Source organism: Collinsella sp. AM10-26 (assembly GCF_003472525.1).
Classification (GTDB): Bacteria; Actinomycetota; Coriobacteriia; order Coriobacteriales; family Coriobacteriaceae; genus Collinsella.
Map to the genome: position 1 here is coordinate 122,165 of NZ_QRMC01000007.1, position 20,063 is coordinate 142,227.

Annotated in this window: 17 protein-coding genes and 1 tRNA gene; 4 read left to right on the forward strand and 14 right to left on the reverse strand. The window is 61.1% G+C overall.

The annotated features are described in order from the left end of the window. Positions 1 to 9 precede the first annotated feature (9 nt). Complete coding sequence (locus DW123_RS07755) at positions 10 to 1,359, forward strand: CdaR family transcriptional regulator (RefSeq protein ID WP_118273286.1); 1,350 nt, start codon at positions 10 to 12, stop codon at positions 1,357 to 1,359. On the opposite strand, the gene DW123_RS07760 is transcribed toward DW123_RS07755, so the two are convergent. The 5 genes from DW123_RS07760 to DW123_RS07780 form a co-directional block, all read right to left on the reverse strand. Further along, positions 1,346 to 2,338, reverse strand: coding sequence for a flavodoxin family protein (locus DW123_RS07760; protein WP_118273287.1), 993 nt, complete (start codon positions 2,336 to 2,338; stop codon positions 1,346 to 1,348). The genes DW123_RS07755 and DW123_RS07760 overlap by 14 nt on opposite strands. Before the next feature lie 192 nt (positions 2,339 to 2,530). Then, a complete protein-coding gene (locus DW123_RS07765) occupies positions 2,531 to 3,607 on the reverse strand; it encodes an NADH-ubiquinone oxidoreductase-F iron-sulfur binding region domain-containing protein (protein ID WP_118273288.1) in 1,077 nt (358 codons plus the stop codon). A 17-nt stretch (positions 3,608 to 3,624) separates the two neighbouring features. Then, entirely contained in the window at positions 3,625 to 5,757 is a 2,133-nt protein-coding gene (locus DW123_RS07770) for an FAD-dependent oxidoreductase (RefSeq protein WP_118273289.1), read from the reverse strand. Between the two features lie 133 nt (positions 5,758 to 5,890). Continuing rightward, the gene (locus tag DW123_RS07775) at positions 5,891 to 7,396 is read right to left on the reverse strand and encodes an FAD-dependent oxidoreductase (RefSeq protein ID WP_117763285.1); all 1,506 of its coding nucleotides are present in this window, start codon (positions 7,394 to 7,396) and stop codon (positions 5,891 to 5,893) included. Positions 7,397 to 7,651: 255 nt separating this feature from the next. After that, on the reverse strand, positions 7,652 to 8,230 hold the full coding sequence (locus DW123_RS07780) for a DUF1097 family protein (protein ID WP_117743657.1): 579 nt from the start codon (positions 8,228 to 8,230) through the stop codon (positions 7,652 to 7,654). A gap of 142 nt (positions 8,231 to 8,372) precedes the next feature. Here DW123_RS07780 and DW123_RS07785 point away from each other — a divergent pair, with 142 nt between their 5' ends. Beyond that, positions 8,373 to 9,269: a LysR family transcriptional regulator gene (locus DW123_RS07785; protein ID WP_158553174.1), complete on the forward strand. Its 897-nt coding sequence runs from the start codon at positions 8,373 to 8,375 to the stop codon at positions 9,267 to 9,269. A 249-nt stretch (positions 9,270 to 9,518) separates the two neighbouring features. On the opposite strand, the gene DW123_RS07790 is transcribed toward DW123_RS07785, so the two are convergent. Then, positions 9,519 to 9,595 (reverse strand) — tRNA-Met (locus DW123_RS07790). Between the two features lie 196 nt (positions 9,596 to 9,791). Here DW123_RS07790 and DW123_RS07795 point away from each other — a divergent pair. After that, positions 9,792 to 10,565: a type III pantothenate kinase gene (locus DW123_RS07795; protein ID WP_158570724.1), complete on the forward strand. Its 774-nt coding sequence runs from the start codon at positions 9,792 to 9,794 to the stop codon at positions 10,563 to 10,565. Positions 10,566 to 10,650: 85 nt separating this feature from the next. Here the strand turns inward: DW123_RS07795 and DW123_RS07800 are convergent, their stop codons facing one another. The 4 genes from DW123_RS07800 to DW123_RS07815 all read right to left on the reverse strand — a co-directional run bounded on the left by DW123_RS07800 (position 10,651) and on the right by DW123_RS07815 (position 15,376). After that, complete coding sequence (locus DW123_RS07800) at positions 10,651 to 11,847, reverse strand: ATP-binding protein (RefSeq protein ID WP_118273291.1); 1,197 nt, start codon at positions 11,845 to 11,847, stop codon at positions 10,651 to 10,653. A gap of 252 nt (positions 11,848 to 12,099) precedes the next feature. Further along, positions 12,100 to 12,801, reverse strand: a complete 702-nt coding sequence (locus DW123_RS07805) for a hypothetical protein (RefSeq protein WP_118273292.1) — start codon at positions 12,799 to 12,801, stop codon at positions 12,100 to 12,102. Further along, a complete protein-coding gene (gene folP, locus DW123_RS07810) occupies positions 12,802 to 14,529 on the reverse strand; it encodes a dihydropteroate synthase (protein ID WP_118273293.1) in 1,728 nt (575 codons plus the stop codon). It abuts the gene before it with no gap. A gap of 94 nt (positions 14,530 to 14,623) precedes the next feature. Continuing rightward, positions 14,624 to 15,376 (reverse strand): NAD-dependent protein deacylase, encoded by a 753-nt coding sequence (locus tag DW123_RS07815; RefSeq protein ID WP_118273294.1) that lies wholly within the window; start codon positions 15,374 to 15,376, stop codon positions 14,624 to 14,626. 135 nt (positions 15,377 to 15,511) lie between these two features. Between DW123_RS07815 and DW123_RS07820 the strand changes: the two genes are divergently transcribed. Next, positions 15,512 to 16,330, forward strand: coding sequence for an exodeoxyribonuclease III (locus DW123_RS07820; protein WP_118273295.1), 819 nt, complete (start codon positions 15,512 to 15,514; stop codon positions 16,328 to 16,330). Between the two features lie 533 nt (positions 16,331 to 16,863). Here DW123_RS07820 and DW123_RS07825 read toward each other — a convergent pair. The 4 genes from DW123_RS07825 to DW123_RS09820 are packed head-to-tail and all read right to left on the reverse strand — an operon-like array spanning position 16,864 to position 20,026. Then, positions 16,864 to 17,577: a DUF6580 family putative transport protein gene (locus tag DW123_RS07825; protein ID WP_118273296.1), complete on the reverse strand. Its 714-nt coding sequence runs from the start codon at positions 17,575 to 17,577 to the stop codon at positions 16,864 to 16,866. Between the two features lie 4 nt (positions 17,578 to 17,581). Beyond that, entirely contained in the window at positions 17,582 to 19,015 is a 1,434-nt protein-coding gene (locus DW123_RS07830; protein WP_233540151.1) for an ABC transporter ATP-binding protein, read from the reverse strand. Between the two features lie 20 nt (positions 19,016 to 19,035). Further along, the gene (locus DW123_RS07835; RefSeq protein WP_233540150.1) at positions 19,036 to 19,923 is read right to left on the reverse strand and encodes an energy-coupling factor transporter transmembrane component T; all 888 of its coding nucleotides are present in this window, start codon (positions 19,921 to 19,923) and stop codon (positions 19,036 to 19,038) included. Continuing rightward, on the reverse strand, positions 19,892 to 20,026 hold the full coding sequence (locus DW123_RS09820) for a hypothetical protein (protein ID WP_255413509.1): 135 nt from the start codon (positions 20,024 to 20,026) through the stop codon (positions 19,892 to 19,894). Before DW123_RS09820 ends, DW123_RS07835 begins: the two co-directional genes overlap by 32 nt. Positions 20,027 to 20,063 lie beyond the last annotated feature (37 nt).

Consider the following 20,063-nt stretch of genomic DNA (forward strand, 5'->3'; position numbering starts at 1 on the left):
GGGACACCCATGCAACCGAGTACCACCGATACGTCCACCGCAAAGCAAGCGCTGCTCGAGGCGCTCTTGAGCGACGCAGGACTCAAGAACCTCACGCAAACAGCCTCTGCCGCTATGGACAACCCGGTGCTCGTCGTCGATCCCGTGTACCGCTATGCCGCCCGCGGCGGCTTTGAGCTCGACGATGACGACGACTCCCCCTTTGCAGCCATCACCCGCGCCGAGCTCTCCGAAGGTGACATGCTGCAAGACGAAGCCGTGCGCTACATCATCGAATGCGGCTTAGACGAGAAGATCGCCCGCTCGACAGGCCCGCTTACGCGTTATAACGACATGTTTTGCCTCAACACCATGACCGACGCGATCAAGGTGCACGGCACGTGCCTGGGCCGGGTGATGATGATCGAGCGCAATCACGCCTTTGGCGATAGCGATCGCGAGGTCTTTGAGTTCTTCGTCCGTCTGCTCGCACAAGAGCTGCAGAAAGGCGGCTTTCTTTCGATGGGCGGCCCGCAACAGGGGCCATATTTTCTCTCGCGCCTCCTGGACGACGAAATCCCCAACCCCATTACCTGCACACGCAAAATGCAGCTCGTCGGTTTTACGCCGCTTCCCGCCCTCTACGTTGTATGCCTGCTCAAAAAAGATTCCCAGCTCGAGGCGCGCGAGGCGGAGAGCGTCCGAGGACAATTGCAGCCGTTGCTGCACCATAGCCTTATCACCATGTACGAGGGCGAACTCGTGGCGCTGGTAAGCCGTCCGCCCTCCACGCAGCTACCCGCCAACGACGAGGCGATCCTTGCCCGCGTTGCTGCCACGAACAATTTGTTCATTGGTATCAGCAACGAGTTTTCCCAGGCAACCGATGTGCGTTCGCACCTCAATCAGGCACGCGCCGCCATTCGCTACGGCTCGACCTTTACCAAAATCCTCGAAGACACCCATGTGTATCGCTATTGCGAATACACCTACATGGAAATGCTCGATATCTGCAACGACCACATCAACCTTATGAACTACTGCCATCCGGCAATCTGGGCACTTTGGAAACACGACCAGTCGCACGATTCCGAGCTGGTCGAGACGCTCTTTGCCTTTATGCAACACGGCTGCAACACGGCGCGCACCGCCGCGATCTTGTCGCTTCACAAAAACACGCTGCTCTATCGCATTAACCGCATCAAGGAAATCACCGGTAACGACTTGGCATCGGGAGAAGACCTCTTTTTGTTCCATCTCTCGATTCGCGCCCTGATCTACCTTGGCTTTCTTGAGCCGAGGATTAAGCCCCGCACCAGCGCCGACCTGCACTGCCGCAAATTAGCCGAGCGGGGCTTAAACAAAACTAGTCGCGCTTAATCTCCAGCGTGGGGAACGTCATCTTGGCGCACTTCTCCATAAGCGGCTTTACTTCGTCCATGTGGGCGAAGAACTCGTCGCGGGTCTTGTTGATCTCGTTGAGGTGCTCGGCGCGCGCGTGGTCGTCGTTGCGGTCGCGGATCAGGCCGTTCTCGGCAATCTTGAGTTTGGGGCGACCGGTGCGCTCGTCGGTCACGATGTCGCCACCAGCACCGCAGACCGCGCACTCCCACGGAAACTCAACTCCATCCCAATGCTTGTCGCCGGGGTACACCAGGGAGCTGTGGCAGTTGGGGCACACGCCGTCATCCGGATCGCCCAGCCAGCAGCGCTCGTCAACCGGTGTGCGAATGGCCTTGACGATGTTCTCGCCCATTTTGTGGGCGCGGGCAATCTGTCCGCCCCACTCCACGTCGTCTCCCCACACAAAGGTATTGCCCGGGCGACCATCACGTTGCGCCATATAGCGATCGACGACAGTCATCGACATGGTAAACATAGTCGCCTGCAGGCTCTCGAGCGCCAGGGACTGCCAATCGTGCATGGAGCCGCCAACGGAAATAAGGCCGGCAACGGTATGCGGATTCTCCTTTACGGCACCGATGGCAAGCAAGAACGAAAGCTCGTATGCCAAGAAGCGCTGGGCAAAGCGGGTGTACACCGAGCTGGGCGTAAGGTCGTAGGTCGGAACCGAGAAGATCACGCCCTGGCAGGTTTGCAACTCGCGAATAATCGCATCTACATCGTCTTTGTTTTTAAGGACGCAGCCGTGGTATTCCTTTTGCAGGCCGGCGCCCATCTTTCCCATCTGCATGGTGCAGCCCTCGCAACCGGTGCAGGGCAAGATGTTGTAGTCGAACAAATTGATCAGCTCGACCTCGCCGCCCGCCTCGCGCACCGCGCAAAGGGCCTCTTTGGCCAAAGCCTCGCCGTTGCCACCGTGCCTGCCGGCACAAATCGCCATCACTTTAAACGACATGGTCGCTCCTCTCCAGAGCATTTTGGACACGGATTCTGCCCGTGTGTACTTCGCAAAAAGCGTACGGCAGACGCAAAACGCGTTCACCGTCCAGGCAACCAAGGCCCGCTCGGTATTTGCGGAATACCTCGTGCAGATAAACAAAGGCCCCTCCCGCATGCCTACAAGGGGCAAAACGAGAGGGGGATCGCGCTATTTGCGCTTAAAGGGAATGGGTTTGGGCGGGCACTTGGGCTTCACGGCACCGGCAGTAACGATCGCGCCATTGTCGCAGATATCCAGACAAGCGCCGCACTGGGTGCAGGCCTTTTGGTCAATCACATGGATGAACCGCGGCCTTCCCAGAATCGCGTCCTCCTCGCAAACGTCCGAATCGACGCACTTGTTGCAGGCCTGGCATTTGGAAGCCAAGATATGGAAGGTCAAGAATGCCTGGCATTCCCCTGCGGCACAGACCTTCTTGGTGGTGTGCTGCATAATCTCGCCCTCGAACAGGTCGAGGAACGATTGCACCGTGCGCGCCAGCACGCGACCTTGCTCGCACAGACACTGCGCCTGCATCACGGGGCAAAGGTCGCGAAGAAGCGCCAAGTCGGTCGGCTTACCCTTCTTGCGGCAGATATCGGCAAGAATCGTCGCAATCTGATGAGAGCCCTCGTAGCCAAAGACACAGCGTCCGCAGCTCTCGTGACGGTACAGCGTGCAAATGTCCAAAAGCGCCTTTGCCATGCAGTTTTTGGAGGTATAGACGCGCACGTAGTCGCTGCATAGCTCAATCTTTGAGGTGTCGTCGGGCCTCAGCAGCAGACCGCTGGGATAGCCAATCCCCACCGCTTTGGCGTCATCGGCGCCCGCCGCGGCAACCAGGGATTCCACACTCACGACGCGGTCGACCTCAACGGGCTCATCGGCCCCGTCAAACCACACCCAGCGCTTTCCTTCGGCAGCAAGTAACTCCGATCCGTTCAGGCATCGGTCGGCGCCATCGCCCTCGCAGCAAGATGGGAGAGGCTTTTCGCCGTCGAGCATCTTGGCCGCGGCCGAACCGTTGGCATAGACAAAGCCCCGGCTCGGGTCGCACTCAATCACGCGGCAGGACTCGCCCAACGCATCCGCGAGCGTGGCAGAGACCTCGTCGCCCGCCGGCATCAAAACCGCCTGGGCGCCAGCCTCTGCAATTTTTTCCGCAGCGGCAGCCACGTCCTTCTTAAGGAGCCAAAGCGCCACAGGCGCCTGTCGATGCACAGGCATAAAGTTGATGATCGTCATGGGTTATCGCTCCTTTCCTAGTACTCGTTCCACAGGCGCGGCGTGCTGATCGTTAGGCGCAAATCGCACTGCAAGCAGCGGCTCGCCTCGCACGCGGCCTCATGGTCGGTATAGGGGCACTCAAACGTATCGAAGTTGTCCTTACGCATCTGGGCATCGACAAACTCGGGCTGCACGGCATCGTCGTAGAAGCCCTCGGGGGCATGCCCGACCCACTGCTCGGGAGCATCGTGCTCGGTCAGCTCCTCGTCGATGTCGCCATCGCCACCCAACGCGCGGTCGATGGCCGAAGCACACGTGCGACCTGCAGCAATTGCCGCGATCACCGATTTGGTACCCGTCACGCAGTCGCCCGCCGACCAAATGCCTTCGACGCTCGTCTTGCCCTCGGTGTCGGCCACGATGTACGGACCGTGCGTAAGTTCAAGGCCCATCTGGGCCGTGCCCTCGGGCTTTTGGCCCACGGCAAAGATCACGCAGTCGGCATCGATGGTCTTCTCGCCGCCGTCGAGCAGTTCGGTGACGGCGCGGTGGTTCTCGTCAAAGTAGAACCGCTCGATCTTGTGGATCGTCATGGAACCGACCTTGCCAGAACCGTCCTCGGTCTCGTTGATGCTGGTAAAAGCATAGGCATCGTGCAGCACCACGCCTTCCTCGGCGGCTTCGGCACGCTCCTCGGGCGTCGAGGTCATCGCGTCTTGGGCCTCAAGGCAGGCAACATCGACCGATGCGGCGCCCAGGCGCACGGCGGTGCGGGCGCAGTCGTACGCCACGTTGCCGCCGCCAAGCACCACAACGCGCTTGCCCGTCAGGTCCGGGGCGCTGCCCATACGGGCGGCCTTCAAAAAATCGGTGTTGCGCAGCACGCCTTCGAGGTCGTGACCGGGCATGGGGAGTACCGTTCCGTCATGGGTACCCACCGCAACCAGCACGGCATCGAAGCCCTGGTCAAGAAGGGCCTTGGGCTCGGCGATGCGCTCGCCACAGCGCGGCTCAATGCGCGGCTCGGCGTCATCACCCTGGGCGATTTCCAAAATCGTCGCGACCTCGGCATCGACCGTGGCATCGGGCAGGCGATACGCCGGAATGCCGTAGCGCATCTGGCCGCCGACCTTCTCGTTGGCCTCGAACACCACGACCTTGTGGCCTTTCTCGGCGCAATAGAGTGCGGCGGTCAAACCGGCGGGACCGGCACCCACAACGGCGACCTTTTTGCCGCTCAGCGGCTCATGGCGCACATTTGCCTTCCAGTCGCCCGTATCGCGCACGGCCGCAGCGCGCTTAAGGCGGCAGACCGAAACCGGCGTGCCGTTGAGCTCGTTGCGCTTGCAGGCATCCTGGCAGCTATGGACGCAAATGTCGCCCAGGCTCTCGGGGAACGGGACCTTCTCGCGCACCACCGCGGCGGCGCGAGTGTACTCACCGTTGCGAATATGACGCAGGTAGCGCGGGATATCCACATGAGCGGGACAGCCCGAGCGACAGGGGACCACGTTATCGGCATAGGACTTGTTCTCGTCAAACATATTAAGCGTGTCGACGATCGAGCCCGTGGGGCACACCTCGATGCAGGCACCGCAAAAACGGCATCCGGCCTCTTGCAGGCTCACGCTGCCGTCCGTACCAATGCGAATGCCGTCCTCGGTGCGCTGGTAGTCCAAGACGCCGGCGCCCCGCAGCTCACGGCAGGCGCGCACACAGCGACCGCACCGGATGCAGCGGGTGAACATATGGGTGATCAGCGGGTTCGATTCGTCCGTGGCGACCGGACGGCTCTTGGTGCGCCAGCGCGCAGGCGAAACTCCCAGGTACTGATACATAGACTGCAGCTCGCACTTGCCGTACTTGGGGCAGCCGGTGCAATCGGCGGGATGCGTGGCCAGGATCAGTTCCATCGCCAGCTTGCGCACGCGCTCGGCCTGCTCACCCGTCGTGTTTACGACCATTCCCTCGGCAACCGACGTCTTGCAGGCACACACCGGCTCGTCTTGGCCTTCGATTTCGACCATGCACAGACGACACCCGCCAACGGCCTCAAGATCGGGATGTTTGCACAGATGCGGAATGTAGATGCCAGCATCGAGCGCGGCCTCCAGGACATTCTGCCCCTCGCGCGCCTCGACCTCGGCTCCATTAATCGTTAGCTTCATTCGTTCCCCTCAAAACGTCGCTTTTGTCCAGAAAGGCGCCCGGGACCAAAGTGATCCCGAGCGCCTCGCGTGTAGGGCAAATCCCCGCCTGCACCCAACGCGTGGGTGTCTGCAGACGCGAATAGCTACGGTGTTACGACCACTCCTCGTCGCCAGCGTCCTCAAAGAGGGCTGCGGCGGCGTTTTCACCGGCGATGCGACCCGAGTTAAGGCAGAAGCCCATGGTGTTACCAGGAATGCAGTAGTTATAGGAGTCGCCATAGATGGTGCAGGCATCGGTGCCAACGCAGTACAGACCAGGGATGACCTCGTAGTCGTCGGTCATGACCTCCATCTTGTGGTTGATGAGCACGCCGCCCAGGGTGCCGTAGGCGCCACAGTACTGCTTGCAGCAATAGAAGGGGCCCTTCTCGAGCGGCTTCATAAACTCGCGCTCTTTCTCAAAGATGTCGTCCCAGCCGTTGTCGCACATCTCGTTGTACTCGTCGACGTTGGCGAGCAGGCCCTCCACGTCGATACCCGCCTTCTCGGCAAGCTCCTCCAGCGTATCGGCCTGGCAGATCGCCGGATAGCCAGCCTCCAGGTCGCGGTTCCACTGCTCCTCAAAGCCGTCGTACAGGTCGTGCGGATGAACGTGGCTGACGATATCCGGACCATCCTTCTTCCAGTGCTTGAGCATACGGGAATCAAAGATGGCATAGGCGACCTTGCCGGGAAGATGGTTGATGGCGTTGCCGACAAAGGTGGTGTTGAAAATCTCGTCCTCCGGCATAAAGCGCTCGCCCAGGCGGTTGCACCAGTAGCACGGCTGACGGAATGCGCCCTCGACATAGAAGTGGTTCATGTTGTCGGGGATCTGATACATGAGCTCCATGGTCACCGGGGTGTGGCCGCCGCCGACCTCGTGGCACATGTTGATGCCGTCGCCGTCCATGCCCGGAATGGCAAACGAGAACAGGTCGGTACCCCACTCAAAGTCGAGCTTTTCCTTGATGAGCTTGGCGTTGTGGCCAAAACCGCCCGTGGCGACAATCGCGGACTTGCACGAGATCTGGTACTCCTCGCCGTCCTTGTCCTTGGCGGTCACGCCGCAAATGGCGCCATCCTCATCCTTGATAAGGCCGGTGCCCGGGCACTCAAACATAAACTCGACACCCAGGTCCTGAGCGCGCTCGGTCATGCGTTTGGTCATCGTGGTGGCCGCGCGAGGACCGGGCTCGGAGCCGTCCTCGGGCTGCACGACATGCCAGGTGTACTCGCCGTCGGAATAGGCGCGCGTGCGCTCGCGAGCGCGGAATGCCGGACGCACAGAGTTAAACTCCACGCCCATGTCCTGCAGCCATGCAATGGTGTCGCCCGACTTAAAGTAGTAGTCGCGCACCAGGCGAGCATCGACCTGGTAATGGGTGTAGAACATATGGCGACGGAAGAGCTCGCCAGGCGTGACCTCGATCATCGAGGCCTTCTGAAGCGGAGAGCCAGCTGCGGCAGGCCCCATGCCCATGTTGGCGGCGCCACCGGTAATGGGGGCCTTCTCCAGGGCAATGACGCGAGCGCCCGCCTCGGCTGCAGCGACCGCTGCGGCAAGACCACTCAGACCCGCGGCGACGACAACGACGTCGGTCTCTAACTGTTTCATGCGAATCCTCCTTTATAGGGCTCTTGGACGAGCCCGGGCTTCATGCGAATTGCATGCGTATCGACAGCCATACTTTCGCTCGAAAACAGCCTCAAAACCATGTGCAAGCGCACCGATGTTTGCCCATAGCATCCACGGGCTTTGTGCAGATGAACCATGCGCTTGGGCAACGTTTTCGAGCGCATGGTCTTGGCGCCATACGCACAAAGGGGGCGGTGTGCCTTATGGCACCCGCCCCCTGATAATCGAGTTTTCTTATTTATGATTCTGCTGCGCCTCGAGAACAGCGAGCGGCGTAAGCGCCTGAATAGTGCGCTCTTTTCCAAAGATCGCCGAGCACACGAGCGTTCCCGACATGACCAGGCAAACCGCGAGCGCGATTCCAAAGGCCCAGAACGCAAAGAGGTGGCCAAAGTTGATCGGCTGCTGCAGCATAAACGTGAAGAACGACGTGGCAAGACCCATAAAGACGCAGGGCACATTGGAGCAGATCTTGCCTTCGAGCAGGTTCTCGTGAGTCGTCAGGATACAAAAGATAACGAGGATGGTCGGAACGATATTGCTCATAACCATGTTGTCGGCGCCAAAGGCCGAGACGAATACGCCCATGACCAGCGAATTGATCACACACCAAACCTCACCGACGGCATAGCTCACCAGCATCTCGGGGATCTTCTTAAAATCGGCCCCAAAGGCAAAAAACATCAGCAACGGCAAAAAGCACATCCAGGTGTACTGCCCATACCCAAACACCCCCATCAGCTGCATAAGGAGTGTGAGCACAACGGCACCAGTGGCGGCCTGAACAAGCTTGATGGTTTTACGGCCCTTCATCGAGATCCCTCTCTTCAAAAGAAATTTGCGGTGTTGTCGATACGCACGCAAATAACCGCTCCTAAATCATAAAAGGGAAATCGCTGGGCGTTTGCGCTAATCTATGCATTACGTGATAAGGAAATCTAATGTACGGAGAACCATGCGCATCAAACAGCTGGAGTACTTTATAGCCGTGGCAGAGGCACGCTCTTTTTCGAAGGTCGCCAGGGAGTTCTTTGTTTCGCAGGCAACGGTTTCAAACCAGATAGCGGCGCTCGAGCGCATCGTGGGAAAGCAGCTGTTCGAGCGCGATAACCATCACGTTGAGCTTACGATGGCGGGAGCCCTGTTCCTCGATGACGCCCGTGCAATTGTCGGGCGAACTGCCGAGGCCGTAAGACGCGCGCGGACGGCAGACGACATGCCCGAAGGCGAGCTCAAGGTTGGCTACATAAAGGGATACGAGCGGACCGATCTTGCCGACATGCTGTTTGGGTTTCACCAATGCTACCCCAACGTGCGACTGAGCTTTATGCGCGACAACGTCTCGGAGCTCTACGACGCCCTGCGCCGAGAAGATATCGACGTGTGTATCAACCTGCTCTACAACGAATACCGCATGTCCGATATGCAATGGCAGGTCTTGAGGTCCTATCCGCTGCACGCCGTGGTACCGCTCGATCACCCGCTCGCCCATCGGCAATCGATTCGCATCGAAGACCTTAAGGGGTATCCGATTGTCGATGCCACGCGCGGAGCCAGCGGATACGGCGAATCGGAGGCGATTGCGGCCACGCTTGCCAAAATAGAAGAGCGCCCCAAGATTGCCTATGTGTCCGAGGACGTCGAGACAAGCGTGCTGTGCGTCGCCGCGGGCCTGGGCTACGCGCTGCTGCCAGGGTATCTAACGCAGACCTTTCCCACCAACGGCAAAGTCGTTGCGATTCCCATAGAAGGCAAATCGGCCGAAATGACAATTGCCGCCGCCTGGCTACCACAGCGCAAGAACGACCTGCTCGATGTCTTCCTAGATGAGTTCCTGATTACCAACGACTAGAACCGCCCAGGCGGGAGGTCAGCGTCTCGATCTGTAACAGTTACTCGGCAAAATGGGCCCAAGATGTTACAGATTTAGACAAACCGTCCGGGCGGGGACTCAACATCTCGATCTGTAACATCTAGCCGTCCAAATGGGGTCTAGGTGTTACAGATCGAGATGTTGTTTGAGAGGCCGAGAATTGGACCGAAAACACGGTCCCGGAATAACAAAAAAGCTCGCCGGCTAGGCCGACGAGCTGCAAGTTCTTGGTCGCGGGGGCAGGATTTGAACCTACGACCTCCGGGTTATGAGCCCGGCGAGCTACCAGACTGCTCCACCCCGCAATGTCTGGGCGCCTCATGTGCGCAAAAAAGAATACTACGCGGGAGTTCGGTAAACGGCAAGGAAAATCTCGTAGAGCATAGTTCCTTCATATTTAAACCCCTCAGCCCCTATCACCGTAAACGAATCGCAGCCGAGCGCCGTCGACGGCACGTATACAATGGTGCGCGTCCTTTTATGCCGACACCGGGAGTAGACATGCTGCTCGCTATCGATATGGGAAACACGCAAACGGCCATGGGCCTGTTTGACGGAGACGAGCTGGTGCAGTCGTGGCGCATGCCCACCGACCGCTCCTATACCGCCGACGAGATCCACGTGCGCCTGATGGGTTTCTTTAAGATGTACGACCTTTCGCTCGATGCGGTCGACGCAATCGCCTTTGCCGGCGTGGTGCCGCAGCTCTCGCGCGAGTGGCACGCCGTGGCCGACCGCATTGCCGCGGACGCCATCGTCATCGGGCCGCAGACGGCTGCGGTGACCAAACTGCGGGCGGCGCGCCCCCAAGCCGTTGGTGCCGACCGCATCGCCAACGCCGTCGCTGCCGAGACCTTCTACGGCGCCCCGGCGATCGTGGTGGACTTTGGCACCGCAACCAATATCGACGTCATCGACGAGGACGGCTATTACATTGGCGGAGCGATCGCGCCGGGCATCCGCATTTCGATGGACGCGCTCGCCGCCCGAGCTGCCAAGCTCGCCAGCGTTCCGCTCGAGGCGCCCGAGTACGCCATCGGCCGCGATACCGAGGAGTGCATCAAGGTCGGCGCCGTGATGGGCGCCGCCGCCATGGCCGAGGGCCTGGTCGCGCGCATGAAGCGCGAGCTGGGCCGCGAGGACGCCACCGTTATCGCCACGGGCGGTCTCGCCGGCATCGTCGCCGATTCGACCGATGCCTTCGACGTGGTCGACGGGCAGCTCACCATCAAGGGTATCTGCGAAATCTACCGCCGCATGCAGGAGCTGGGATAGAGCAAACGCCAGGTCGCAGCAACCAGCCGCCAATCCTATTCCTCAAAATCGAAAATTTTTCAGTTTTGAGGAATAGGATTTTTTGCTAAGCCTCGCCGCACAACCACCTCGCCAGGTCCACGATCTGCACCCCATCGCGATCCGTGGCCTCGTGATGCGTGCGGGCAAGAATCATCTTGGGATACGCATCGCCAATGCTCAGCAGTGGCGAAATCTCGCGTTCAAACGTCTTATCCGAGCTGATGTCGTCGCTCACCTGAATGTAGAGCTTCTCGCTTCGCTTGATTGCTACAAAGTCTATTTCCTTTTTATAGAGCACACCGACGTATACCTCGTATCCGCGGCGCAGCAGCTCGATGGCCACCATGTTCTCGTATACGCGTCCCCAATCCATATCACGTGTACCAAGCAGTGCGTATTTGAACGCGTGGTCTGCCAGGTAATACTTCTCGCCGCTCTTAAGGTATTTTTTGCCGCGAATGTCGTACCGACGAACTTTATAGAAGGCAAACGCATCGCACAGGTACCCCATGTACGTGCCGACCGTCTTGTTCGTAATCTTTAGCCCATCCGCATTCAAAACATCTGTAATGTTGCGTGCCGACGTTATGTTGGAGACGTTGTCCATCATGTAATCGGCAATGCGCAGCAGTGCCGATTCGTTTCTCACGTTATGCCGCTGCACGATATCCCTCACGATGAGCGTTTTGAAGACATTGGAGAGATATTGGTAGCGCTGCTCCTGCAGTGGATAAGGGTAAGAGCCGGACATACCGCCGGTTCTCGCGTACTCATCGAAGTCGCGATCGACCTCGCCCTCGTCACTATAGAAGCGATACTCCTCAAACGAGAATGGGAAAACCTCGATCTCGAACGTGCGCCCCGTAAAGAGCGTCGACAGATCACTCGACAGCAAAAAGGCGTTCGATCCGGTGATGAAGATGTCGTACTGCTCGGATGCATGGAGGCTGTTGATCGCGCGTTCAAAGCCGTCGCACATCTGAACCTCGTCGATAAGCAGGAAGTTTTGCTTGTCGGACACTCGATGCTCTTTTACATAGGCGAGCAGCGCGTGATACTCGAGCAGGTTCTCGAACTCATCGAGGTTGTAGTTGATATGGATGACATTCGAATTGGACAGATGTGCCTCCACGTAATCGCGGAGGGCCTCGAGCAATTTTGATTTACCGCTACGACGGATGCCCGTGATGACCTTGATGTCCGGCACGCCAATAAGACTCGTCAACGTGTCCATATATGACGTTCTATTGATGAGTTTCATCGGGGCCTCCTCGCGGTCTTTTATCGCTATTCCTCAAAACTGAAAAATTTTCAGTTTTGAGGAATAGGCTCTATAGCGAATATACCTCGCGAAAGACCGAGCTGCCTTAATTCTATTCCTCAAAAACGAAAATTTTTCAGTTTTGAGGAATAGGGCGCTGGCAACCCATTCCCCAGATAGGCGGAACCCTCCCCGGCACAGGCCGAAGAGGGCTTCGTTGTCATCGTTATCTTTGAGCGCGGGTGCCTCGCGTTACAGTCCGCGAATCCGTACGGCCTCGGGTGGAAACTCCTGCTCGCCGGCATCGGTCTTGATGGTCGCACGGCCCCAGATATCCAGGCCCGCAAACACACCGACCGCAAGCGGCAAACCGTTGGGCGACACCGCCGCAACCTGACGACCCAGCAGCGGCACCATATCGAAGTACTCACCCAGCACCGGAGCCAACGGGCCGGCAGCGCCCTGCGGCGTGTTGGCAACAACTACCCAAGCGCCCACGCGGGTCAGCACGGCGGCGGACAGCGCCTCAACCAGCGCCTCGTCGGCCATATCCACGCCAAGCCCGCTCAGCGCCGTGCGCTCAATATCCACCGTCACGGCACCGAACATGCCCGCGGCACCGGCGCCACCGTTCACGGCAACGCGTGCGAACGGCGTCTCGAACGCGGGCGCACCGCACACGATATCGCTCGGCCACTGGATACCCACTTTACCGGCAAGGCCCAACCCCGGCGTCGAAGCCGTGCCCACAAGCGCGTCCATCATGCCCATCGCCGCCACAAACGGCAGGCCGTGGAAGGCATGCATATTCACGTCTGGGCGCACGACCAGCGAAAACGTCAACGACGCCTCACCCGCACTCCAAGCGCACCAACCCGCAGACGCACCCTCGCGGCCCGCGTCGCGCGCGGCATCAAGCTCGGTGCCGGCGGCTACAGCATTCATCTCAATCATCTACATACGCCCCAATTCGCCCACGATATGACCCACGCGGTCCTCGGGCTCCTTGACCTCGACGCCGTTGAAGCGGAAGAACCGCGCCGGGTCGTGCATCAGGTCCTCGAGCGGCACCAGCACAAAGTCGCGCTCGCCGATCAGCGGATGCGGCAGGCGCAGCTTCTTGCCGCCGTGCGTCTCACCATCCATCCACAGCAGGTCCAAGTCGATGGTGCGCGGGCCGTTGACCTTGGCCTTCTTGGAGCGGTCGCGGCCCAGCTCGAGCTCGATCTTCTGCAGCTCGTCAAGCAGTACCAGCGGCGCCAGCTCGGTCTTAATCTCGATAACGGCGTTGGCAAACGCGTCCTGGCGCGTCTCGTAGGCCGGCTCGCTCTCGTAGATGCGCGAGCAGTTGGACACGCAGGTGAGCGGGATCTCGGCGATCATGTCGCGCGCGGCGCGGATGTTGTCGCAGCGATGTCCCAGGTTGGAACCCACGGCCACAAACGCGCGGCGCGGCTGCGGCTTGGCGACGGCCCAGTAACCGTTCAGGAACTGCGCGAAGCCGGTGACGTCGTGCACGCGCACGATGTTGGCACCGGCCTGGATGGCGCCCAGGCACACACCAAACGTGGCGGCATCGCGCGCGGCCGCCTCGGTCACGCCCGAGACGGCGCCCACAAAACGCTTGCGCGACACGGCGCACATGAGCGGATAGCCCAGCGATGCCATCTTGGCGGTCTCGCGCTGGATGACGATATCCTCGTTGGCCGTCTTGCCAAAACCCGGGCCGGGGTCGATGCAGATGCGATCGCGCGACACGCCGGCATGGATGAGCGTGCGGGCCTGGTCGGACAGGAAACCCATGACGCGGCGCATGATGGGCGCCGAATCGGGCAGGGTGAAGCGGCGGAGCTGAGAGGTGGGCACGTAGGCCTCCTCGCGGCGGGCGCTGCGGCGCATCATGGCTGCCAGGTGGTCATTGGGCTCCGGCGCGGGCTCGGGGGTCGCGGCAGGCTCGGCGGCAGGGGCGACCCGCTCGGCCGCCGGTGCCGCCTGCTTCTGCTCGTCCGCAGGCTCGGGCGCGGGCTCCGGGTCGCCAAACGGCAGCGAAGGCTGCACCACGCCGCCCGGAAGCTTGGCCTCCGTCTTGGGCTCGCCCAGCAGCTTGCCGCGACGACGGCGAGCCGGCTTCTCGGCCTCTCGCGCGGCCTCGGCAGCCGCCTCGCGCGCCTTCTCGGCAACAAACGCCGCGGCAGAGGTATCGAGTTGCACCGTTGCGTGCGTGCGGGTGGGCGCGGCGACCTCGCCGGCATGCATCACGATGACGCCGCAGGGGCTTGTCGCGACAAACTCGACCATCTTGGGGTCGGTGAAGCCCGTCACATCGTTGACGATCGAGGCGCCGCAGCGCACGGCAGCCTTGGCGACCGCCACGTGGCGCGTGTCGATCGAGACGATGGCGCCCTCTTTTGCCAGCGCGCGCACCACGGGCAGCACGCGACGAGCCTCCTCGTCGGGATTGACCGGGGTAAAGCCGGGGCGCGTGGACTCGCCGCCTACGTCGATGATGTCGGCGCCGGCGTCGAGCATCGCCAGGCCGTACTCGATAGCGGCATCCGCATCGAAGTGCTCGCCGCCGTCGCTAAACGAATCGGGCGTCACGTTGAGGACGCCCATGATGCGCGGACGGTCAAAGCTGAGCTCGTACTTTCCGCACCGCCATGTCTTGCTATCGTTCGCCATGAACATCCTCCTAAAATGCCCGCGCCGCCGCGCTTGGGCGCTGGCGGCGGGGTCGTTTTGCAATCAGTCTTTCTATTGTATCCGCGCGCGCGGGCTAGAACGCAAACGCGGCCGCGATGTCGCAAGAAATCAGCAGGTCGGCATTTGTATCCTGATCGGTGGGAGCAAGATTGCAAATGGCCAGCGTATCGCCGGTAAAGCAGCGCGTAAGGCCCGCCGCCGGATACACCACGAGCGAAGTCCCGCCCACAATAAGGGCATCGGTTGCGGCGATGGCGGCAACGGCACCGGTAAGCACATGCTCGTCGAGCGGCTCCTCGTAGAGCACCACATCGGGCTTGATGCGGCCGCCGCACACAGGGCACGCGGGCACGCCCGCGGCATCCTCGTGATCGCGCGCACAGATCCACTCGGCGCTATAGACTGCGCCGCACGCCTGGCAAATGTTGCGGTGGACCGAGCCGTGCAGCTCGAACACGCGCTGCGAGCCGGCCATCTGATGCAGGCCGTCGATATTTTGCGTCACCACGGCGCTAAGCTTGCCGGTCCGCTCCAGCTCGACCAGTTTGGTGTGGCAGCGATTGGGCTTGGCGCCAAGCGCGATCATCTTGGTGCGGTAGAAGTCAAAGAACTCGGCCGGATGCGTCTCGTAAAAGCTATGCGAGAGCATAGTCTCGGGCGGGTAGGCAAACTGCTGATGATACAGGCCGTCCACGCTGCGGAAATCGGGAATGCCGCTCGCCGTGGAAACGCCCGCGCCGCCAAAGAACACCACGCGCTCGTGGGTATCGAACAGCTCCGCCAGCGCCGCGGAGGCCTGCTTGGGGTCCGATATTGCCTGCGTCATACGAGTCCTCCGTCCTGGTTGGTCGGGCAGCGTCGGGCAATATCCCAGCACGCGGCCCTTGGGTTGTCACGCGTGGTGCCCGCTCCGCCCTTGTTGCGCTAATCTTAAGCCTGCCAACCCCGTCGAAAGGACACCATGCCTCAGACTTACACTTTCGCCTCGTGGAACGTCAACGGCCTGCGCGCCGTGCTCAAAAAGGACCCGAGCTTTATCCAGATCGCGCAGGAGCTCGATGTCGACATCTTGGCGCTGCAAGAGACCAAGCTGCAAGAGGGCCAGGTCGATATCGACCTGCCCGGCTATCACCAAACCTGGAGCTACGCCGAGCGCAAAGGCTATTCGGGCACCGCGGTCTTTAGCCGCCAGGAACCGCTGCGCGTGCTGCGCGCCGATGCGCTGCTGCCCTACGCCGGCGAGGGCGAGGCGGCAGAGCTCGTTGCCCAGGCCGCAACCGAGGGCCGCGTCTGCGCGCTCGAGTTCGATAAGTTTTGGTTTGTCGACGTCTATACGCCCAACGCCCAAAACGAGCTCGCCCGCATCGATGTGCGCATGGCGTGGGATGATGCCTACCGCGGCTTTTTAAGCGCACTTGAGCGCGATGCCGGTAAACCCGTGGTGACCTGCGGCGACTTTAACGTGGCGCACGAGGAGATCGACCTTAAGAACCCCAAGTCCAACCGCGGCAACGCGGGTTTTTCGGACGAAGAGCGCGGCAAGTTCACCGAGCTGCTCGATGCCGGCTTTACCGATACCTGGCGCGCGGCAAACCCCGACGTCGAAGGCGTCTACAGCTGGTGGAGCTACCGCTTTAATGCTCGCAAAAACAACGCTGGCTGGCGCATTGATTACTTCCTGGTGAGCGACGCAATCGCCGGCAACGTGCGCGACACGGGCATCCGCGGTGACATCTTTGGCAGCGACCACTGCCCCGTTACCCTCGCCCTTGAGCTCTAACCCAACTGATCTCCCAAAGACGAAGAAAAGCGGGGCGTTTTCGTCTTGCGAGCGTGTTCGCGCAACCCGCCCGCCACGAAACCTGCCCATCTACTACGTTTAGGCCGCCACCCTCAACCACAGCGAACAACGCGAAAAGAAAACCGCAGGTAGAAAGCCTGCGGTTTTTCATAAAACGCGGTCATGGTCGGGGGTATCAGGCTAAGCGTAGTAGATGGGCCGATTTCGTGGCGGGCGGGTTCAGCTGATTCCCGGGGACGTCTGGGGACGAAAGAAAACGGATCAATTTGGCTCTCTGAGGGCCACGATGCCCGTCATGTCAACCGGCCATTTCAAAACTATGCCGGTTTACGGGGCTAAATCGCAAACCCCCAACCATACGCAATTCCGAAATAATAAAACTGCAGGTAAACGGCTTACTCTATTTCGAAAAAAGCCGGTATGGCCTGCCCGTGCCAATCTAGCCCCGTAAACCGATATAGTTTTGAAATGGCACTTCGACAGTATTGATTCCCGCCCCGGCACAACCAGCCCTACAGCCCGTACTTCACGACGACTCGGTTGATGCGGCGACACCAGGGCTTGTACAGGGCGGCCAAAAACACGCAGGTCGCGAGTCCGTGCGTGATATCGAACGGCACTGCCGTGGCAAGACGCGCCACGGCGCCTGCCCACGTGAGCGGCTGCACAAAACCGATGATGTCGTATGCGTTGATCACGACGCCATAGAGCAGGCCCGATGCAAAACCGTACGCAAGCAATGCCGGCATGCGCACGGTCCCATCCGCACGGTCAAATGCACCCGCATGCGCCCGGGCGCCGCCAACATAGCCGACGAGTCCCCAGGCATACATCTGCCACGGCGTCCACATACCCTGGCCAAAAAAGAAGTTGCTGGTCAGCGCCGCCAGCGCGCCGACCATAAACCCGTTGCGCCGGCCCAGCGTCGCCCCCGCGATAATGGCGATGGCACTCACGGGTTTAAAGTCGGGAATGGGGCCAAACAAGATACGCCCCGCCGCGGCCAACGCCGCCAGAACCAGCGTTGGCATAATCTGGCGCAGGCCGGGGCGCGATACCTCGTAGCCCGCAAAGAACAGCGCGAGCACCAACGCCACCACGACAAGCATGGCAAGCGCCGCCTGTTCAACGCCCGCCAGCAACGCCGCAGTCATCACTGCGGGGACCGCCAGCAGCAGCGGGATTTCCATTTTTGCAAGTAGGCGCGAGACGCGATAATCCGCCATTCCATCACGCCCTATAAAACACGTTGTCGGCAAAGAAGTCGGTCGGCGGCTCCACGCAGGCGATCTCGCCGTCAAACATCATGGCGATTTCGTCAGCGACCTGCTCGGCAAAGTCCAGGTCGTGCGTGGCCATGATGACGGTGCCGCCGGCCTGCGCATGCTCACGCAGGGCTCGGGCGATAATGCAGCGACTTGCCAGATCAAGGCCCTTGGTGGGCTCATCAAGCAGCAACAGCTCGGGGCCAATCAGCAGCAGCTTTGCCAATGCAAGCAGTTGGCGCTGTCCGCCCGAAAGATCGTACGGGTGGCGCCCATCCAGGCCCGACAGCCCCAGACTTGCCGCGCGCTCCTGTGCCACGGCCTCGTCGTACCCGCAGGTCGAAGCCCATTCCATTAGTTCATCGCGCACCGTCTCGGCAACCAGCAACGCTTTGGGATTCTGAGGCAGCAGCGCCGCCGAGGCCGTCCCACGCACCATGCGGCCGCGCTGCAGCTTAGCGGTCTTCGCCAGCACCGAGAGCATCGTCGACTTGCCGCAGCCGTTTCCGCCCACGACCGCATGCACCACGCCGGCCGAAAACGCCACGTCGAGCCCGCGCAGCACCCAGCCGGACGTTCGATCGTAGCGAAACCAGCCCTCGCGGATAGCCGCTGCCGCACTCGTCGCCGCCCCCTGCGCGGGCCGGCAAGAGTCCAAAGCCAAAAGTCCCTCGCGACTACCCAAACTCGCTAGGTCAGCCGCCTCGCGTACGCGACCGCCCTTAATCCGGTACGCATACGTCGCATACTCGAGCATCGGCCGCGGCTGGTGCGTTGCCACAACAACCGTGCAGCCCAGCTCGCGATTCACACGAAACAGCGCATGCATAAAAATTTTCTCGGCGACGGGGTCCAGCTGGGACGTGGGCTCATCGAGCAGCAGCACGCGCGGGCGCAACGCCAGCACGGCAGCCAACGACAGCAGCTGCTTGCGTCCGCCCGAAAGCGTGTCGGTATCGCGGTGGAGCCAATCCTCCAACCCAAAGAAATAGCTGGTCTCGGCCACGCGACGGCGCATCTCGTCGCGCGACATGCCCAAGTTTTCCAGGCCAAACGCCATCTCGTGCCACACGGTCTCGCACACAATCTGGTTTTCGGGGTCCTGAAACACATAGCCCACGCGCTCCGCGGACGCCCGAACGTCCATGTCGGCAACGTTCTCGCCCAGCACGAGCAGTTCGCCAGTGCGCTCGCCCGCCGGAGCGATCTCGGGCTTGAGCAGCGACAGCAGCGTCGACTTACCCGACCCGGTACCACCAACGAGCAGCGCAAACGCGCCTTGGGGAACAGCCCAGTCAAGCCCCTCGAGCACCGGCGCCTCGGCCCCGGGGTAGGCAAAGCGCAGGCCTCGCACTTCAATCGCCGGCTCATCCGAGCCGCGCGCCGCGTCCGTCATCATGCTCCCGTCCAACCGAGTCATCAGCCAAACCTCTTTTCGTCAACCGCGTGCAGCACGCAGGGCAGTGCCATCCAAGCCGCGTATACAACATAGCCCGGCCACGGCGCCGGCACCGAAAGCTGCGGGTAAAACGAATACTGCGTCGTCGCAACCCATGCCACCGCTACCGCGGCGGCACCAAACGCCGCAAGCCCAACCAGCGCGGCAACATCGCCGCGCCCCAGCCGATACCGCGCGTACGTCGTGCGACGCGTCGCGACGCCCCACCCACGGGAACGCATGGCGTCCGCGCGCTCCAGCGAATCTTCCATGCCCCAGCCCATCAGCACGCTCGATGCCCGCAGGCGCGAGCGCACGGGGTCGGCCGGCGCGCGCCCCGGCACATCAATCGCATCCTGCACCGCCAGTACCGTACGACCGCGGCGCAGAAACTGCGGAATCAACCGCATGCACATCGAGATCATGAGCGCGACCACCGGCGCGGCGTTGCCAAAAAGCGCGAGCACCTTGTCGTAGCTAAGCATCGACGCCGCGGCCTCAAACCACAGCACACTCGCCACAAACAGCCCGCCCATGCACAGGCCGTATACCATGCTCTCCAAATACACTGCGCGCATGCCGATGCGGAACAGCTCCGTCGAGCCCGAGGCGCTAAACAGCGGATTGACCAGCGCGATAATCAAAATCACCGGCAGCTGCCAGCGAAGCGCCCCCAGCGTACGCGCTGCACCGCGCGTCGCAAACCCGTACGCCAGCCCGCCCGCAAGCGACAGCGCGATCAGCACCGGCTGCATCGAGAACATGGTGAGCCCCAGCGTCAGCACCATATAGAGCGCCGGCACCGCCGGGTGCGACATCGAGAACGCCGCGACGGGCTCACTGCCCGATTCCTCTCGCGTGATGTCCACGGGCACCCCCATCCCCTCGCTCAAACGCCAACGCCGCAGCGCCGCCGGCGCCATACACAACCAGCGCAAACGCCACACCGGCGACACCGACATCGGCCGCCATGCACCAATCGTTACGCGCTCATCATATGCCTGCGGTA

Excerpts from the sequence above, each read along its gene's own strand:
- DW123_RS07765 (WP_118273288.1), bottom strand. The coding sequence starts at position 3,607 with ATGACGATCATCAACTTTATGCCTGTGCATCGACAGGCGCCTGTGGCG.
- folP (WP_118273293.1), bottom strand. The coding sequence starts at position 14,529 with ATGGCGAACGATAGCAAGACATGGCGGTGCGGAAAGTACGAGCTCAGC.
- DW123_RS07800 (WP_118273291.1), bottom strand. The coding sequence starts at position 11,847 with ATGAAACTCATCAATAGAACGTCATATATGGACACGTTGACGAGTCTT.
- DW123_RS09820 (WP_255413509.1), bottom strand. The coding sequence starts at position 20,026 with ATGGCGGCCGATGTCGGTGTCGCCGGTGTGGCGTTTGCGCTGGTTGTG.
- DW123_RS07775 (WP_117763285.1), bottom strand. The coding sequence starts at position 7,396 with ATGAAACAGTTAGAGACCGACGTCGTTGTCGTCGCCGCGGGTCTGAGT.
- DW123_RS07760 (WP_118273287.1), bottom strand. The coding sequence starts at position 2,338 with ATGTCGTTTAAAGTGATGGCGATTTGTGCCGGCAGGCACGGTGGCAAC.
- DW123_RS07770 (WP_118273289.1), bottom strand. The coding sequence starts at position 5,757 with ATGAAGCTAACGATTAATGGAGCCGAGGTCGAGGCGCGCGAGGGGCAG.
- DW123_RS07795 (WP_158570724.1), top strand. The coding sequence starts at position 9,792 with ATGCTGCTCGCTATCGATATGGGAAACACGCAAACGGCCATGGGCCTG.
- DW123_RS07820 (WP_118273295.1), top strand. The coding sequence starts at position 15,512 with ATGCCTCAGACTTACACTTTCGCCTCGTGGAACGTCAACGGCCTGCGC.
- DW123_RS07755 (WP_118273286.1), top strand. The coding sequence starts at position 10 with ATGCAACCGAGTACCACCGATACGTCCACCGCAAAGCAAGCGCTGCTC.
- DW123_RS07780 (WP_117743657.1), bottom strand. The coding sequence starts at position 8,230 with ATGAAGGGCCGTAAAACCATCAAGCTTGTTCAGGCCGCCACTGGTGCC.
- DW123_RS07815 (WP_118273294.1), bottom strand. The coding sequence starts at position 15,376 with ATGACGCAGGCAATATCGGACCCCAAGCAGGCCTCCGCGGCGCTGGCG.
- DW123_RS07830 (WP_233540151.1), bottom strand. The coding sequence starts at position 19,015 with ATGATGACGGACGCGGCGCGCGGCTCGGATGAGCCGGCGATTGAAGTG.
- DW123_RS07825 (WP_118273296.1), bottom strand. The coding sequence starts at position 17,577 with ATGGCGGATTATCGCGTCTCGCGCCTACTTGCAAAAATGGAAATCCCG.
- DW123_RS07785 (WP_158553174.1), top strand. The coding sequence starts at position 8,373 with ATGCGCATCAAACAGCTGGAGTACTTTATAGCCGTGGCAGAGGCACGC.
- DW123_RS07805 (WP_118273292.1), bottom strand. The coding sequence starts at position 12,801 with ATGATTGAGATGAATGCTGTAGCCGCCGGCACCGAGCTTGATGCCGCG.